This is a genomic window from Massilia phyllostachyos (assembly GCF_021044825.1).
GTDB classification, from domain to species: Bacteria; Pseudomonadota; Gammaproteobacteria; order Burkholderiales; family Burkholderiaceae_D; genus Telluria; species Telluria phyllostachyos.
Window position 1 is genome coordinate 250,990 of record NZ_JAJNOC010000004.1, and the last position, 16,160, is coordinate 267,149.

Genomic DNA, 16,160 nt, shown 5'->3' on the forward strand with positions numbered 1-16,160 from the left:
CACTCATGCCATCATTACTTTCAAGGCGTCGACGCAGCCGTCCATCGGCGCCTCTTCACGCGTGCCCTGGCACAGGAAGGCCTCGATGTGCGGATGCAGACGCACCGCGTGGTCGGTGTCCGGATCGGCGCCCGGGACGTAGGCGCCGAGCGGAATCAGGTCGCGCACGCGTGCGTGTTTCGCCATCGCGGCTTTCAGCCTGCGCGCCGCCAGCTGGTGCTCCTGCGGCACCACCTGCGCCATGCAGCGCGAAATCGATTGCGCCACGTCGATCGCCGGATAGTGGCCGCGCTCGGCCAGCTCGCGCGTCAGGACGATGTGGCCGTCCAGGATCGCGCGCGCCGAATCGACCACCGGGTCCTGCTGGTCGTCGCCTTCGGCCAGCACGGTGTAGATCGCGCTCATGCTGCCCTTCGGGTTCTCGCCGTTGCCCGCCGATTCCACCAGCTGCGGCAGGTTCGAGAACACCGAGGGCGGATAGCCGCGCGTGGCCGGCGGCTCGCCCAGCGACAGCGCGACTTCGCGCAGCGCCATCGCGTAGCGTGTCAGCGAATCGCACAGCAGCAGCACGTTCTGGCCGCGGTCGCGGAAGTGGGCCGCGATCGAGTGGCACAATTCGGTCGCCATCACGCGCATCAGCGGCGATTCGTCGGCCGGCGCCACCACCAGTACCGCGCGCTTCAGGCCTTCGGGCCCGAGCGACTTCTCGACGAACTCGCGCACCTCGCGGTTACGCTCGCCGATCAGGCCGACCACGATCACGTCGGCCACGGTCTGGCGCGTGATCAGGCCGAGCAGGACCGACTTGCCGACGCCGGAGCCGGCCATCAGGCCGACGCGCTGGCCCTTGCCGATGGTGAGCATGGCGTTGATCGCGCGCACGCCCACGTCCAGCGGCTCTTCCACCGGCGCCTTCCTCAGCGGGTTGACTTTCGGCGGCGTGGTCGACAGCGGCTGGTCGCCACCGAGCTTGCCGAGGCCGTCGATCGCTTCGCCCATGCCGTTGACCATGCGGCCCATCCACGATGGGCCGATCATCAACGCGTTCTTATCCTGCGCGGGCAGCACGCGCGCGCCGGTCACCAGGCCTGTCGCCTTTTTGAAAGGCATCAGGTAGGAGACCTTTTCCTTGAAGCCGACCACCTGCGCTTCCAGCCAGCCGCCGTCGACGGTCTCGATGCGGCAGCGCTGGCCCGTATGCAGGCGGCAGCCGACGGATTCGAGCAGCAGGCCCTGGGCGCCGACCAGACGGCCGGTGGGCAGGGCGACGGGAACCGCGCCCAATTCGACGGCGCGCAGGCGCTGGGCGAGCGCGGTCACGCCGCCTCCTCCTCGTCGCCCAGCAGCTGCTCGCGCACCTGGTCCATCACGGCCGTGAGGCGGCCCTGGCAGCCGGCATCGACTTCATGGTCGCCCGAGCGCACGCGGCACTCGCCCGGTTCCAGCGCGGGGTCGGGCAACAGGGTCCACTTCCTGGCGCGCTTCGGATCGAGTTCCAGCACGCGGCGCAGCTCTTCCGGATTGAGGAAGACTTCGACCTGGTCGCGCGAGGGCGGCATCACGGACAATGCTTCTTCGACCAGGGCCAGCAGCTGCACCGGCTGCAGCGCGAGTTCGGCGCGGATCACCTGGCGCGCGATCTTGCCGACCAGGTCCACGACTTCCTTGCGCTGGGCCGCGCGCATATCGGTCTTCAGTTTCTTCAGGCTCTTGAGCATGGCGTCGACCGGCTTGGCCAGCTGCTCCAGGCCCTCCAATGCCATCGCGCGGCCTTCCTCGACGCCGCGCTGCAAGCCTTCGCTCTGGCCGACCGTGAAACCGTCGGCGCGGCCCTGGTCCAGGCCAGCTTCATAGCCTTCGCGCTGGCCCTGGCGGTAGCCGTCGGCGAGCGCGGCCTGCCATTCTTCAAGCGAGCCGGCGCCGCCGCCGGTCCCGGCGCCCTTCGGCAGGCTGCTGGTGAACTGGTGCAGCGGCGGGAAGTGATAGGGCCGGAACTGCTTCATTCGGCGGTCGCCTCGGCGAACAGGGCGATGTCGATCTCGCCGGCGTCGGCCAGTTCCTTGACGGTGGCCATGATCTCGCGGCGGGTCTGCTCGATGCGCGACATCGGCACCGGGCCGGAACGGCGCATCAGGTCCTCGAAACTCTGGGCCTGGCGCTTCGGCATCGCGCTCAGGATCGCGTCGCGCAGCGCCGGTTCGGCGCCCTTGAGCGCGACCGCCCACTGCTCGAGCGGCACTTCGTCCAGCAGGCGGGTAATGACCTGCTCGGTCTGGCGCGACAGGATGAAGAAGTCGTACATCGACATCTCGATCTGCGACACCACTTCCGGATCGTGGGCGCGCAGCAGCTCGACCATGCCGGCGCGGTTGTCCTGCAGGCGGTTCAGGATCTCGGCGACCTGGCGCACGCCTTCCACGCTGGCGCTTTGCGTGTCCAGCGCAGCGAGGCAGCGATTCACCAGCTCTTCCAGCTCGTGCAGCACGTCGCGGTCGATCTCATCGAGGCGCGCCATGTTCAGCAGCACCAGTTCGCGGCCGTCTTCCGGCAGCGCTTCCAGGATCTGCGAGGCCAGCGCGGGCGGCAAAAAGGCGAGGAACACGGCCTGCATCTGCACGTGCTCGGTCGAGACGAATTCGGCCAGCCACTTGGGCGAGGCGTACTGCAGGCGCGCCATCATCGGGCGGATCGCGTCGCCATAGATCGTGTTCAGCACGCTGTTGGCGATGTCGCTGCCGAGCGCCAGGTCGAGCGAGCGCTTCAGGTAGCTGCGCGAGGCGGCGTGCAGGCCACTCTGCTGGCGGTAGTCGTCGAAGAAGTTCTGGACCGCCGACTTCACCGAGTCGACCTTGATGCCGCTCATGCGCGACATCACCTGGGTCAGTTCCAGCAGCTCTTCGCGCTCGAGGCAGCGCAGCACGGCGGCCGCGCCTTCCTCGCCGATCGAGAGCAGGACGATGGCGGCTTGCTCGACCGGGGTGAGCACGCCGTCGGCGGCATCGAAGTTATTCAGCTCGGCCATGTTTTTTCTGTACCCATTGTTTGACGACTTCGGCAACGCGCTCGGGCTCCTTGCCGGCCAGGACCTTCAGGTGGTCGACCATCACGTCCACCGCCGAACCGGCCGGCGGGAGGTCGTAGTTCTCGAGCAGCGGCACGACCGGCATCGCCTGCGGCGCGCCGGCGGCGGCCACCGGAGCGGCCAGTGCGCCGGCCACGGGTGCGCCCGCCGCGGGCAGGGCGGCGGTCGTACCAGCGCCAGCGGCAGCGGCGCCACCCGGCATGCCCGGCAGGGCAGGAGCGGCCGGCATGAGCGGCGGCTGCGGCGCCAGGCGCCCGGTCAGCGCGCGCAGCAGCGGGCGCGCCAGCAGGAAGTAGGCCAGCACCGCGCCCAGCGCGTAGCCGCCGTAGCTGGTCATGTCGACCACGTTGTCGCGCTCCTGCCACCATTCCTGGGCCACCGGGGCGGCCGGGAAAGTCAGGCTGGAGACGGTCAGCACGTCGCCGCGCGCGGCGTCGATGCCCAGGCCGCCCTTCAGGATCTTCTCGATGTTCGCCAGCTCGGCCGGGGTGTAGCCGACCTTCGGATTCGCGGCCACCGCATTGTTCAGCACCACCGCCACCGACAGCTTTTTCAGGCGGCCGCGCGAGCGCTTGATCTGGGTGATCGCGCGGTCGTAGGCGTACTGGCGGGTGGTGGCGTTCTTGCGCGCGCTGCCGTCGTCGGGCTTGGCGGCGGCGGCGCCATCGGCTGGGGCTGCGGCGGCAGGGTCGGCAGCCTGCGGCGGACGGTTCGACAAGGTGCCCGGCACGCCCATCGCCATGCGGTTGCGCTCCATCTCTTCGCGCATCGCCTCGCTGGTGACCTTCGGGGCTTCGCCGTATTTTTCCTGGGTCTCCTCGACCTTGTCGTTGTCGACGTCGGCGGTGACCGAGAGCTTGAAGTTGTTCGCGCCCAGCACCGGTCCGAGCAGCTCGTTGACGTTGCTGCGCACCGCGTCGGTGTAGTGCTTCGATGCCGCGTCACCCTGCACCTGGCCGTCGAACCCTTCGCTCAGGTCGACGCGCGAGGACAGGTAGTTGCCGGCCTGGTCGACCAGCGAGACCCGGGCAGGGGACAGGTTCGCCACGCTGCTCGAGACCATGTTGACGATCGCGGCGATCTGCTCGTTCGACAGCTGGCGGCCCGGCTTCACGGCGACCACCACCGAGGCCGAGGACTGGTCGCCGGCGCCGGCGACGAAGGAGCTCGACTTGGCGATCGCCAGGTGCACGCGCGCCGAGGCGATCGCGTCCATCGTCAGGATGCTCTGCGCCAGCTCGCCTTCCAGGCCGCGGCGGAAGCGCACGTCCTGCACGAAGGTCGACACGCCGAGCGGATCGTTGCGGTCCATCAGTTCCAGGCCGGCCGGCAGCTGGGCGGTCACGCCCTTGGCGGCCAGCAGCATGCGCACCTTGCCCAGCTCTCCGCTTGGGACCATCACCTGGCCGCTTTCCGGATGCACGCGGTAGGGAATCGCTTCGGCTTCCAGCACGCTCATCATGTCGCTGGCGGCGACCTTTTCGCGCGCGCCGAACACCGGCTTGTAGCTGGCCTGGTCTTGCCACAGGTAGAGCATGACCGCGGCCGTGATGGCGACGGCCAGTCCGAGCAGCAAGCTGAGGTTGTTACGCAGCGCCGGGGGCAGGCCTGGGAGGGCCAGCTTGCCGCCGACGGCAGTCTTGAGGGTCGAAATCACAGGCAGGTCTCTGGGTCGCTAGGAGTGTCTCTGGAACTGCCGCTTCCATCTCAGGGAAGAGGCGGGTCGCCAATAAGGGAGAGGGATCGTTACACCGGCAGCTTGAGCAGGTCGTCGACCGCGCCCATGACCTTGTTCCGCACCTGCATCAGCATCGAGAAGGACAGGCTGGCCTGCTGGCTGGCCAGCATCGCGCCGACCAGGTCGTCGCTTTTTCCCGCATCGACGGCGGCCATGCGGTCGGCGGCGGCGCGGTCTTCGCTGTCCACGCTGGCGAGGGCATCCTTCATCGACTGGGTAAACGAGAACGCACCTTGCGAATTGTTAAATGTGCCCGGTGCCGAATGGTCGGCTGGCGGGGCAATGGCGAGGCGATTGGCGTCGTTGGTCAGTGCGGCAAGGTCTGCTTTGATCAGTCCCGCGAGTTCAGTTCCCATGCTCATCCCAATGCTGTGTGGTCGTGATCGACGTGTTGTGCGGAGGCGACAAATTGTGTCTTTGTTTGTTGCTGGAAAGCGGTTCGTAGAGATTGGATTGTTAAATCCAGTTTAATGAACAGCTGTTTTATTCCTGGTCCCTTTACCGTGCATCCCTCTCGGAAGGGCGATAAGACGCTGGTTGCTGCAGTGCAAGAACCATGATCTTACCGTAGGGCAAGTAGGAAATCAAAGGTGAATGTCAAAGTCTTCGCTGCCAATCTCCATGTATAATAGTTTCCTTGAGGAATGAAAAAAGTCATCCAGTTTCCTAGTGACAATAGAAATCCCGTCAACAATCCGATGAATCCACCCGATCGCAAAAGCGGCGCCACCTACCAGGTCCTCGACCCGAGCCTGCTGGGGCGTCCCGTGCACCTGTTGCCGAAATTCGCACGCCGCTTCGCCGACGCCCTGGGCACGGCGATGGCCGGGCCGGGCGGCCGCCGCTACTGGGGCGGCTGGCGCCTGGCGCAGCTGGCGTTCGAGCGCGCGCCGGAGGACGAGGGCCTGCGCTGGCTGGGCGTGAGCGGCGCGCTGGGCAGCGCCGCCGTCGCCTTCGAGCGCGGCCTGCTGCTCGGCCTGCTGGAAGGGCGCTACGGCCGCAAGAAGGCCGGCGCCTCGCTGCGCGACCCGGCGCTGGAACGCGTCACCGCCACCGAGGAACGCCTGGCCGCGACGCTCACCGCCCAGCTGGTCGAGCAACTGTACGGGCGCGTGCTGGAAGGATTGCTGAGCGCCGGCGTGGAAGACATTCCGTCCGCCGCCGCCCTGGACGCGCCGGCGCCGTCGAGCGCGCCGGGCAAGGCCGGCTGGGTGATCCGCCTCGGCCTGGAGGCGGCGCCGGGCGACGCCCCGAGCCACGCCTGGATCGCGCTCGACCAGGCCCTGATGGCGCAGGTGCTGCAGGGCCTGAAGGAAGAACGTAGCAGCGTGCGCACCGCGCGCGCCAGCGAACCGCTCGCCACCGGCCTGTCGGTCAAGCTGGAAGGGCGGCTGGCCAGCAAGGAGATGCTGCTCGAAGCGCTGTTCGCGCTGAAGGTGGGCGACATCATCCCGGTGTCGGTCGGGCGCGCCGACGTGCTGCTGGACGAATCGCGCCTGTTCACCGCCAACGTGGCCGAACACAAGGGCAAGCTCTGTTTAACCTCTTTCGAAGACGCTGAATAATCCATGGACATGAACCTGAACGAGCAACTGGGCGACGTGATCATCGACGACCTCGACGGCCTGGACGCGGCCACCGCGGCAGGCGGCAAGAACGCCGCGCGCCAGCTGCCGGCCATGATGCGCCGCATCCCGGTGACCCTGACCCTCGAAGTAGGCTCGGCCCGCATCTCGCTGCAGGAACTGATGGCGATCGGGCCGTCCTCGGTGGTGCCGCTCGACGCGCTGGCCGGCGAGCCGCTGGTCATCAAGGTCAATGGCGCCCCGATCGGGCGCGCCGAAGTCGTCGTCGCCGGCGAACAGTACGGCCTGAAGGTCATCGACCTGGACGGCCTGAACCTGGACGCACTGGCCAAATGATGCGTTCCAGCCGCGGGGCGCTGTTGAAGCGCGCCGCGTTCCTCGCCTTGCCCATCCTGTTCCTGGCGCTGCCCGCGGCGGCCCAGGAAGGCGCCAGCGTGCTGCCCGGCGTGATCCCCGGCTCGACCCAGGGCATGACGGTCAAGTCGCAGATCCTGGTCCTGATGACCTTGCTCGCGCTGCTGCCCGTGATGGTCATGATGATGACCAGCTTCACCCGCTTCGTGATCGTGCTGTCGCTGCTGCGCCAGGCCCTCGGCCTGCAGCAGGGCCTGCCGAACCGCATCATTACCGGCATCGCCCTGATCCTCACCATCCTGGTCATGCGCCCGGTCGGCGAGGCGGTGTGGCGCGATGCCTTCCTGCCCTACGACCGCGACAAGATCGGCCTGGAGCAGGCCCTGCGCATCGCCGAGGTGCCGGTGTCGCGCTTCATGCTGGCCCAGACCAGCAAGACCGCGCTGGCCCAGGTCGGCCACCTGGCGGGCGAACCGGCCGGCCTCGCGCCCGAGCAGCGCGGCTTCACGGTGAAGCTGGCCGCCTTCGTGCTGTCCGAACTGAAGACCGCCTTCCAGATCGGGGCGATGCTGTTCATCCCCTTCCTGATCATCGACCTGGTGGTGGCCTCGGTGCTGATGGCGATGGGGATGATGATGCTGTCGCCCCTGGTGATCTCGCTGCCCTTCAAGCTGCTGCTGTTCGTGCTGGTGGACGGCTGGACCCTGACCGTCAACACCCTGGTCGGCAGCATCCACGGCTTCTAGCGAGGAGAGACGAACATGAGTCCCGACGTCGCTGTCGACCTGGTGGTCGAAGCCCTGCAGATCGTGATGCTGCTGGTGCTGGTGCTGGTGGTGCCGGGCCTGGTCATGGGCCTGGTCGTGGCCCTGTTCCAGGCCGCCACCCAGATCAACGAGCAGACCCTGAGCTTCCTGCCGCGCCTGGTGGTGACCCTGCTGGCGGTGATCGTCGCCGGCCACTGGATGACGACCACGCTGATGGATTACTGCGTGTCGGTGTTCCAGCGCGCGGCCACGCTCGCGACCTAGGGCGGTTTCCTGTCGATGGAGCTGGTCGGCTTCCTGCTGCCCCTGATGCACGCACTGTGGTGGCCCTTCTGCCGCATCATGGCGCTGCTCTCGACGGCTCCCGCGCTGGGCGAGGGCTCGGTGCCGGTGCCGGTGCGCGTGCTGCTGTCGGTGGCGCTCAGCTTCGTGCTGCTGCCAATGACGCAGGCGACCGGCGGTGCGATGCCCGACCCGTTTTCGCTGGCCGGCGTGGTGGCGATGGCGGAGCAGGCGCTGATCGGCGGCGTGCTCGGACTGGCCCTGCAGTTCGCGATGGCCGTGATCACCATGCTGGGCTTTTTGACGTCGAGCCAGGTGGGCTTTTCGATGGCGCAGATGAACGACCCGGTGAATGGCCAGGTGTCGGACGTGATCTCGGGCCTGCTGTCGCTGCTGGCGATCCTGGTGTTTTTCGGGATCGACGGCCACCTGGTGCTGATGGGCGTGGTGGGCCAGAGCTTCAGCGCCTGGCCGGTGGGCGCGGGCCATGCGCCGCTGCTGCTGGAAGCGGTGGCGCTGAACCTGGCCTGGGTGTTCTCGGCGGCGGTGCTGCTGGCGCTGCCGATCGTGTTTTCGACGATGGTGGTGCAGATCGGCTTCGGCTTCCTGAACCGGGTCGCGCCGAGCCTGAACCTGTTTTCGCTGGGCTTTTCGCTGGTGACGGTGTTCGGCCTGATGATGTTGGTGCAGCTGGTGCGCTTCATCCCCGAACACTACGTCGCGATGACCAACCAGATCCTGGAGATGATCCAGCAGCAGATGAGGATGGCGCATGGCCGATAGCGGCAGCGGTGGCGACAAGACCGAAAAGCCCACGGCGCAGAAGCTGAAGAAGGCGCGCGCTGAGGGCCAGGTCGTGCGTTCGCGCGACCTCTCGACCGCGGTCGGCATCCTGGTCAGCGTGAAGCTGTTCGCGCTGCTGCTGCCTGGCTACCTGGAGTCCTTCCGCACCCTGTTTCGCATGGTGTTCGTGCCGCTGGGCGAGGCGGGCGCGATGGAGAACGCGATGTCGACGGTGTTCATGGGCGCGCTGGCGCTGCTGGCCAAGATGCTGCTGCCGCTGGCGGCGATTCCGCTGGCGAGCATCGCGGCGGGCGCATTCCCGGGCGGCCTGGTGGTCTCGAGCAAGGGCATGCAGCCCCAGCTCGGGCGCCTCAGCCCGATCGGCAACCTGGGCAAGCTGTTCGGCCAGCAGCACTGGATCGGCTTCGCCACCAGCGCCGCCAAGGCCGTCGTGCTGATCCTGGTGCTGTACCACGTCTCCCGTTCGAGCTACCAGTCCTACATCGCGCTGCAGCACATGGCGCTGGGCGATGCGCTGGCCGGCGGCGCATCCTTGATGCTGGACGGCTTGATGGCGATGGTCGCGGTGTTCATCGTGTTCGCCCTCATCGACGTGCCGGTGCAGTCCTTCCTGTTCACCAAAAACCAGCGCATGAGCAAGCAGGAAGTGAAGGAAGAACACAAGAGCAACGAGGGCAAGCCCGAGGTGAAGCGCCGCATCCGCCAGCTGCAGCACCAGCTGGCCCAGCGCAGCGTCCGAAAGAGCGTGCCGACCGCCGACGTGGTGATCGTCAACCCCGAGCACTACGCGGTGGCGCTGAAGTACGACACCAGCCGCGCCGAGGCGCCGTTCGTGGTGGCCAAGGGTGTCGACGAGATGGCCCTGTACATCAAGCGCGTGGCGCTCGAGCACAAGGTCGAGACCTTGACCCTGCCGCCGCTGGCGCGCGCGATCTACAACACCAGCCAGGTCCAGCAGCAGATTCCGGCCCAGCTCTACCAGGCCGTGTCGCAGGTGCTGAACTACGTATTACAACTGAACGCTTTCCGTACCGGCCGGCGCCCCGCGCCCCCACGTTTCCCCAACGAGGTCGTCGTGCCATCGCATCTGAGTGAGGTCTCCGCATGAACGTTTTCGCCAGCTTCAACGCCTTCGTCACGGAGCTGAAGCGCCAGAAGTTCGCCGCCCCGGTGTTCCTGATCGCCCTGCTGGGGATGATCATGCTGCCGCTGCCGCCGGTGCTGCTGGACGTGCTGTTCACGTTCAACATCGTGCTGGCGCTGATCGTGATCCTGGTCGCGGTCTCGGCCAAGCGGCCGCTCGACTTCTCGGTATTCCCGACCGTGATCCTCGGCACCACCCTGATGCGCCTCGCCCTGAACGTGGCCTCGACGCGCGTGGTCCTGCTCAACGGCCACACCGGCCCGCACGCGGCCGGCAACGTCATCGAATCCTTCGCCAACGTCGTCATCGGCGGGAACTTCGTGGTCGGCCTGGTGGTGTTCGTGATCCTGATGATCATCAACTTCATCGTGGTCACGAAAGGCGCCGAGCGCATCTCGGAAGTGTCGGCGCGCTTCACCTTGGACGCGCTGCCGGGCAAGCAGATGGCGATCGACGCCGACCTGAACGCCGGCCTGATCAACCAGGACAAGGCGACCCAGCGCCGCGCCGAAGTGGCGGCCGAAGCGGACTTCTACGGCGCCATGGACGGCGCCTCGAAGTTCGTGCGCGGCGACGCCATCGCCTCGATCCTGATCCTCATCATCAACCTGGTGGGCGGCATCGCGATCGGCGCCCTGATGCACGGCCTGCCGCTGGCCGAATCCTTCAAGGTGTATGCGCTGCTCACCATCGGCGACGGCCTGGTGGCGCAGATCCCGGCGCTGCTGCTGTCGGCGTCGGCTGCGATCCTGGTGACCCGCATCGGCGAATCCGGGGACCTCGACCAGCAGGTCGGCGGCCAGCTGCTGGCCCAGCCGGGCGTGCTGTTCGCGGCCGGCGGCGTGATGGTCATCCTCGGCCTGGTGCCGGGCATGCCGACCCTGACCTTCTTCATCTTCGCGGGCGTGCTGTTCTACGTCGGCTGGAAGCTGGGCAAGCGGGTAAAGGCGCCGGACAACGCGGGCGTGGCGGCGATCGAGGCGGCCCTGCGCGACGAACGCGCGCCGGAACTCGACTGGCAGGCGCTCCCGGTGGTGCAGCCGGTGACGGTGGCGGTGGGCTACAAGCTGGTCGGCATGCTCGACAAGGCCCAGGGCGAACCCTTGGCCAAGCGCATCAAGGGCGTGCGCCAGAGCTTGTCCGAGCAGATGGGCATGCTGTTGCCAAACATCGGCGTGCGCGACGACCTGGCCCTGCGGCCCTCGCAGTATGCGATCAGCCTGTCGGGCACCGTGGTGGCCGAGGCCGAGGTGATGCCCGACCACCTGATGGCGATCCCGTCGCCCAACGTCTACGGCGAACTCGATGGCATCCCCGGCATCGAGCCGGCCTACGGCATGGCGATCACCTGGATCACGCCCGACCAGAAGGGCCATGCGCTGGGCCTGGGCTACCAGGTGGTCGAGGTGCCGAGCGCGATCGCGACCCACACGTCGAAGGTGGTGCGCGAATACCTGCACGAGCTGTTCCGCCACGAGGACGTGCCGGCGATCCTGGAACGCCTGACGGCGCTGTCGCCCAAGCTGGCGGGCGCGCTGGAAAAGGCGCTCTCCCATACTCAGCTGCTGCGGGTGTTCCGCGTGCTGCTGCAGGAAGGCGTGTCGCTGAAGGACATCGTGGTGGTCGCGACGACCCTGCTGGACAGCTCGGAGACCACCAAGGACCCGATCCTGCTGGCGGCCGAGGTGCGCTGCGCGCTGCGGCGCCAGATCGTCTCCAGCCTGTACGGCAAGAAGAAGGACATGCCGGCCTTTAACCTGTCGGCCGAACTCGAGAACATGCTGCTCGGGTCGCTGAACCAGGCGCGCCAGAACAATGGCGGCAAGGTGGCGCTGGACAACTACCCGATCGATCCGCAGCTGCTGTCGCAGCTGCAGGTGAACATGCCGGTGGCGCGCGAGCAGATGAAGGGGCAGCACACGCCGCCGCTGCTCCTGGTGCTGCCGCAGGTGCGGCCGCTGCTGGCGCGGTATGCGCGGCTGTTCGCGCCGGGCTTGCATGTGCTGTCGTATAACGAGATTCCCGAGAATCGGGATGTGTCGATCGTGGGCACCGTTGGCTGAACGCGCGGACGGGAAACCCGTCCACCCTACGAAATAATATTTCAGCAGGCGGCCGGATTTGAAATTTTATTTCACGGCCGTTTCAAGCGCCGCGCTCTGGCGCGGCAGGGCCAGCGCCAGTTCCGCCACCGCCCGGAACACCGGCAAGGTCAGCACCTGCACCACATCCCCCGCTGCCAGCCGCGCGTGCGCGGCCGCCAGCGGCAGCCGGTCGCGGTAGCGCCAGCGCAGCACCCGCAAGCCCGACCGTTCCACCGCTTCTTCCAGCACCGGCTGCAGCGCCCGCAGCCGCGCCAGCGCGGGCGCGCCCGGCGCGCACAATTCCAGCGCCAGGCCGCCCGGCATCGGCTCGACCTGCAGCACGACCCGCGATCCGTCGTCGAGTTCCAGTTCCAGCCGCAGCGCCGCGCGCGCCTGGCGGCGCCGGCCACCGGGGCCGTCGGCGGAGTCCTGCACCACGCCCAGGTGCTGGTCGCGCGCGCCGCCCGCGTGCACGGTGAAGCGCCAGGCGTCGGGCGGCAGTAGGGAGCCGTCCGGCTGGCGCAGCACGCGTCCCTCCTGGCTGGCGGCCAGCACCGCCGGCGGCAGCTGGCCGGCGTTGCTGCGCAGGGCGCGCTCGGCCAGCTGGTCGCCGTAGCTGCGCACCATCGAACGCCAGGAGGTGGCCAGGGCCTGGGAGTCGGCCGCCGGATAGCTCATCTGGCGCGCCAGGAAGACCTGGTCGGGACGCATGGCCGCGCCTTCCGCGCTGGCATCCGGCGTGACGGCGGCGCTCGCCTGGGGCAGCAGCTGGGACGAGGGAAGCGGCGGCTCGCCCGCCTCGAAGGGCGCCAGCGCCACCGGGGCGCTGGCTGCGACCGCGCCGACGTTATGCGGCGCCGTAGCCGGCGGGAGGAGGGGAACGATGGACGGGATGCTGGCCATGGCGGTCTACCGAAAGAAAAAAGGGGCCGCACCGTTGCCGGCCGGCCCCCCGATACTACCTGAGCTGATGCCCAGGAGGAAATATCTGGATTACTGCAGCAGCGACATGACCATCGAGGACATGCTGTTGGTCTGCTTCAGCATCGCGGTGCCGGCTTGCAGCAGCATCTGGTTCGAGGTCATGTTCGCGCTTTCGCTGGCGAAGTCGACGTCCATGATGCGGCCGGTCGCGGCCTTGGTGTTGGTGCTGACGTTGGCCAGGTTGTTGTACACGTGCTCGAGGCGGTTGGCCGCGGCGCCCAGGCCCGAACGGACCTTGTTGACGTTGGTCAGGGCGGTGTCCAGGGTGGTGATGGTGCCGTTGGCGGCGCTGGTGATGTCGGCAGCCTTGACAGCGGTGACCGAGGTGCCGACCGCGGTCATGTCGGTGGTCAGGTTGATGGTCATGGTTTCGCTGGCCGATGCGCCGATCTGGAAGGTCATCGACGAAGCAACGGTACCGCCGGTCAGCAGCTTGGTGCCGCCGAAGCTGGTGTTGTTCATGACGTTTTCCAGTTCCAGGGCCAGGGCGTCGTATTCCGACTTCATGGCGGTCTTGTCGTTGGCGGTCGACGATGCGTCCGCGGCCTGGGTCGCCAAGTCCTTCATGCGGACCAGCATGTTCCCGACTTCATCCAGCGCGCCTTCGGCGGTCTGCAGCATGGAGGTCGAGTTCTGGGTGTTGCGCATGGCGACGTTCATGCCCGAGGTCTGGGCTTTCAGGCGGCTGGCGATCTGCAGGCCGGCGGCGTCGTCCATTGCCGAGTTGATGCGGTAGCCGGTCGACAGGCGGGTCATCGAGGTCGACAGCGAATTCTGGGTGCGGTTGATGGCGTTTTGTGCGGACAGGGCAGCGTTGTTGGTGTGAAGGCTCAGCATTTTCGGCTCCAGGAAGTGGGGTTGAATCGAGCGTCACTCGCTCTCACAGGTACAAGGCGACAAGTTTCAGTTAGGCATTAAGTTCCATACGGAAATTATTTTAAATATTTTTTCCGTTGATGAAACAACAAGGCCCTGTCCCCATCTTCACGCCAGCGCCAGCAGCCCCGCCCCCAGCACCGCGACCAGCGCCGGCGCCACCCGCTCCAGGCGCGCCTGGCCCGCCGCCAGCCAGCCCAGCGCCATCAAACCCATGCTCATGCAGATCGCGCCGGCGGCGGCCGCGGCGCCGGCCATTTCCTGGCCATGGGCATGGCCGTGCACCAGGCTGAAGGCGCCGGCCAGCACCAGGCCCAGGCGCGCCGGCAGCCGCGCCGCGCCGAGCCCCATCAGGCCGGCCGCCAGCACGCTGGCCGCCAGCAGCGGCTCGACGAGGGGCAGGGCAAGCCGGGTGAAGGCGCCCAGCGCCAGGCAGGCGCCGACGGTCACCAGCGCCTGGCGCGGCACGCCGGCGGCGCGGCTCCACAGGCCGAGTCCCAGCATGGCGAGCCAGTGGTCCAGGCCCAGCAGGGGATGGAGCAGGCCGGCGCCGAAGCCCGCGGCGCCGTGGCCGGAATGGGCCCAGGCGCCGGCGGCGGACATCGACAGGATGAAGGCGATCGGGTATTTCATGCGGCATGCTCCTGGTTGATCGGGCCCAGCAAGCCCTGTTCGCGGATGAAGGACACCACCTCGTCCACGCCGGCGCCGGTGCGCAGGTTGGTAAACACGAAGGGCCGCTCGCCGCGCTGGCGGCGCGCGTCGCCCGCCATGACGTCGAGATCGGCGCCCACGTGCGGCGCCAGGTCGGTCTTGTTAATGATGAGCAGGTCGGAGCGCGTGATGCCCGGTCCGCCCTTGCGCGGAATTTTCTCGCCGCCGGCCACGTCGATCACGTACAGGGTCAGGTCCGACAGCTCGGGGCTGAAGGTCGCCGCCAGGTTGTCGCCGCCCGACTCCACCAGGATCAGTTCGAGATCCGGAAAGTCGGCCTGCAGGCGCGCGATCGCTTCCAGGTTGATCGAGGCGTCCTCGCGGATCGCGGTATGCGGACAGCCGCCGGTCTCGACCCCCATCAGGCGCTCCGGCGGCAGGGCGCCCGCGCGCAGCAGGATCTCCATGTCTTCGCGGGTATAAATATCGTTGGTGATGACGGCCATGTCGTAGCGGTCGCGCATCGCACGGCATAAATGCTCGCACAGCGCGGTCTTGCCCGACCCGACCGGGCCGCCGACGCCGACGCGCAAGGGATTCGACTCCATGCCTGCTCCTTTCAATGGTCAGTCCTATGACCGGTAAAGCCGGCCGTGCTGGACTTCGTGGGCCATGGACAGCCAGGACAATCCCGGCGCCCAGCTCGATAATTCTTCATCCGGCAGCGCGCGCGCCCGCGCCGCCGCATCCTCGATCGCCGGCCGCAGCGACAGCAGCAGGCGCTGCCCGGCCACCTGGCCCAGCGGGACCGACTTCACGCAGACCAGCACCGCGTTCTCGGCCCAGGAAAACAGCATCGCCAGCAGCGCTTCGTCGTGGGGCACGCCGAGCGCCTGCACCGCCTGCGCCAGCGCCGCGGGCAGGCAGGTCTCGCGCGCCGCGACAGGCGGCGCCAGCCCGAGTTCCTCCAGCAGCCGGGCCAGCGAAAAGCCCATCTGCACCGTCTCCGCGCGCAGCTCGGCGCTGTCGCGCGAGGCCAGGTAGCGCGCGTTCCACTGCCGGAACGCGGCATCGTCGCCGTCGCGGCAGGCGCCCAGCAGACGCCAGTACACGGCGCCGTCCCAGGTCGCCAGCACGTCTGCCAGCTGGCGCGCCAGGTAATGCGCCGCAGTGTCCGCACACCGTACGCGGCCAAGCTCGATGGCCGTCTCCAGTCCCCCCGAATAGCTGTAGCCGCCCACCGGCAGCGCCGGGCTGGCCAGTTGCAGCAGGTGCAGCAGCGCGCGCGCGTTCACGCACTGTCCGCGTCGCCGGGGCGGTGGATCTTCTGGCGCAGCGGCACCGGCGCCAGCAGGTGGCGCGGGCCGTGCTCATGGCTGTGGCCCCCGCCATAGGCGCCGGATTCGGGATCGAACGGCGCCGGTTCTTCGGTCACGCGCGCCCCCAGGCCGAGCAGCATCTCGCGCAGCACCGGATCGGCGCGGATGCGCAGGCAGCCGGCCCCGAGCTGCACCTGGCTGTGGCGGTTCCCCAGGTGGAAAGCGCAGCGCAGCAGGGCGCGGGCATCGTCCGCCTCGATCCGGTAGGTCGCTTCCGGCGCCGCGCGCACGCGCACCACCGCGCCTTCCGGTCCAGTCAGCAGGTCGCCGTCGCGCAGCACCGTACCGCGCGGCAGCAGCAGCGCCGCCTCGCGGCCCGACGCAAGCCGGATGCGCAGGCGGCAGCGTTCGCGCCCCTCGAAGGGCAGCACCGCCTCGTCGTCGATCCGGCCGGCGCGCGCGAGCCGGGTGTGCAGGGTCAGCATC

18 protein-coding genes are annotated in these 16,160 nt (G+C 68.1%); 7 read left to right on the plus strand and 11 right to left on the minus strand.

What is annotated here, in order from left to right; genetic code table 11:
• Positions 1 to 3 precede the first annotated feature (3 nt).
• The 5 genes from fliI to fliE all read right to left on the minus strand — a co-directional run bounded on the left by fliI (position 4) and on the right by fliE (position 5,176).
• Complete coding sequence (gene fliI / locus LQ564_RS14290) at positions 4 to 1,320, minus strand: flagellar protein export ATPase FliI (protein ID WP_288380833.1); 1,317 nt, start codon at positions 1,318 to 1,320, stop codon at positions 4 to 6.
• Positions 1,317 to 2,003: a flagellar assembly protein FliH gene (gene fliH, locus LQ564_RS14295; protein ID WP_231058771.1), complete on the minus strand. Its 687-nt coding sequence runs from the start codon at positions 2,001 to 2,003 to the stop codon at positions 1,317 to 1,319. The genes fliI and fliH overlap by 4 nt, the downstream gene beginning before the upstream one ends.
• Positions 2,000 to 3,022, minus strand: coding sequence for a FliG C-terminal domain-containing protein (locus tag LQ564_RS14300; protein ID WP_231058772.1), 1,023 nt, complete (start codon positions 3,020 to 3,022; stop codon positions 2,000 to 2,002). Before LQ564_RS14300 ends, fliH begins: the two co-directional genes overlap by 4 nt.
• Positions 3,006 to 4,739, minus strand: coding sequence for a flagellar basal-body MS-ring/collar protein FliF (gene fliF / locus LQ564_RS14305; protein ID WP_231058773.1), 1,734 nt, complete (start codon positions 4,737 to 4,739; stop codon positions 3,006 to 3,008). The genes LQ564_RS14300 and fliF overlap by 17 nt, the downstream gene beginning before the upstream one ends.
• Positions 4,740 to 4,828: 89 nt before the next feature.
• On the minus strand, positions 4,829 to 5,176 hold the full coding sequence (gene fliE, locus LQ564_RS14310; protein WP_231058774.1) for a flagellar hook-basal body complex protein FliE: 348 nt from the start codon (positions 5,174 to 5,176) through the stop codon (positions 4,829 to 4,831).
• Between the two features lie 342 nt (positions 5,177 to 5,518).
• Between fliE and LQ564_RS14315 the strand changes: the two genes are divergently transcribed.
• The 7 genes from LQ564_RS14315 to LQ564_RS14345 are packed head-to-tail and all read left to right on the plus strand — an operon-like array spanning position 5,519 to position 11,820.
• Positions 5,519 to 6,385 carry a FliM/FliN family flagellar motor C-terminal domain-containing protein gene (locus tag LQ564_RS14315; protein WP_231058775.1) on the plus strand — a complete coding sequence of 289 codons (867 nt, stop codon included), beginning with the start codon at positions 5,519 to 5,521 and terminating at the stop codon, positions 6,383 to 6,385.
• A gap of 3 nt (positions 6,386 to 6,388) precedes the next feature.
• A complete protein-coding gene (locus tag LQ564_RS14320; RefSeq protein ID WP_231058776.1) occupies positions 6,389 to 6,742 on the plus strand; it encodes a FliM/FliN family flagellar motor switch protein in 354 nt (117 codons plus the stop codon).
• Positions 6,742 to 7,506 (plus strand): flagellar type III secretion system pore protein FliP, encoded by a 765-nt coding sequence (gene fliP / locus LQ564_RS14325; protein WP_371873501.1) that lies wholly within the window; start codon positions 6,742 to 6,744, stop codon positions 7,504 to 7,506. Before LQ564_RS14320 ends, fliP begins: the two co-directional genes overlap by 1 nt.
• A gap of 15 nt (positions 7,507 to 7,521) precedes the next feature.
• Positions 7,522 to 7,791, plus strand: a complete 270-nt coding sequence (gene fliQ / locus LQ564_RS14330; RefSeq protein ID WP_231058778.1) for a flagellar biosynthesis protein FliQ — start codon at positions 7,522 to 7,524, stop codon at positions 7,789 to 7,791.
• A 15-nt stretch (positions 7,792 to 7,806) separates the two neighbouring features.
• A complete protein-coding gene (fliR, locus tag LQ564_RS14335) occupies positions 7,807 to 8,592 on the plus strand; it encodes a flagellar biosynthetic protein FliR (RefSeq protein ID WP_231058779.1) in 786 nt (261 codons plus the stop codon).
• Positions 8,582 to 9,721 carry a flagellar type III secretion system protein FlhB gene (gene flhB / locus LQ564_RS14340; protein ID WP_231058780.1) on the plus strand — a complete coding sequence of 380 codons (1,140 nt, stop codon included), beginning with the start codon at positions 8,582 to 8,584 and terminating at the stop codon, positions 9,719 to 9,721. Before fliR ends, flhB begins: the two co-directional genes overlap by 11 nt.
• Complete coding sequence (locus LQ564_RS14345; RefSeq protein WP_231058781.1) at positions 9,718 to 11,820, plus strand: flagellar biosynthesis protein FlhA; 2,103 nt, start codon at positions 9,718 to 9,720, stop codon at positions 11,818 to 11,820. Before flhB ends, LQ564_RS14345 begins: the two co-directional genes overlap by 4 nt.
• A gap of 66 nt (positions 11,821 to 11,886) precedes the next feature.
• Here the strand turns inward: LQ564_RS14345 and LQ564_RS14350 are convergent, their stop codons facing one another.
• The 6 genes from LQ564_RS14350 to ureE form a co-directional block, all read right to left on the minus strand.
• Complete coding sequence (locus LQ564_RS14350) at positions 11,887 to 12,744, minus strand: hypothetical protein (protein ID WP_231058782.1); 858 nt, start codon at positions 12,742 to 12,744, stop codon at positions 11,887 to 11,889.
• Positions 12,745 to 12,834: 90 nt separating this feature from the next.
• Entirely contained in the window at positions 12,835 to 13,662 is an 828-nt protein-coding gene (locus tag LQ564_RS14355) for a flagellin N-terminal helical domain-containing protein (RefSeq protein ID WP_231058783.1), read from the minus strand.
• A gap of 147 nt (positions 13,663 to 13,809) precedes the next feature.
• A complete protein-coding gene (locus tag LQ564_RS14360) occupies positions 13,810 to 14,334 on the minus strand; it encodes a HupE/UreJ family protein (RefSeq protein ID WP_231058784.1) in 525 nt (174 codons plus the stop codon).
• Entirely contained in the window at positions 14,331 to 14,963 is a 633-nt protein-coding gene (gene ureG / locus LQ564_RS14365) for an urease accessory protein UreG (protein ID WP_231058785.1), read from the minus strand. Before ureG ends, LQ564_RS14360 begins: the two co-directional genes overlap by 4 nt.
• 24 nt (positions 14,964 to 14,987) lie before the next feature.
• A complete protein-coding gene (locus LQ564_RS14370) occupies positions 14,988 to 15,650 on the minus strand; it encodes an urease accessory protein UreF (protein ID WP_231058786.1) in 663 nt (220 codons plus the stop codon).
• Complete coding sequence (gene ureE, locus LQ564_RS14375) at positions 15,647 to 16,159, minus strand: urease accessory protein UreE (protein ID WP_231058787.1); 513 nt, start codon at positions 16,157 to 16,159, stop codon at positions 15,647 to 15,649. The genes LQ564_RS14370 and ureE overlap by 4 nt, the downstream gene beginning before the upstream one ends.
• Position 16,160: the final 1 nt, after the last annotated feature.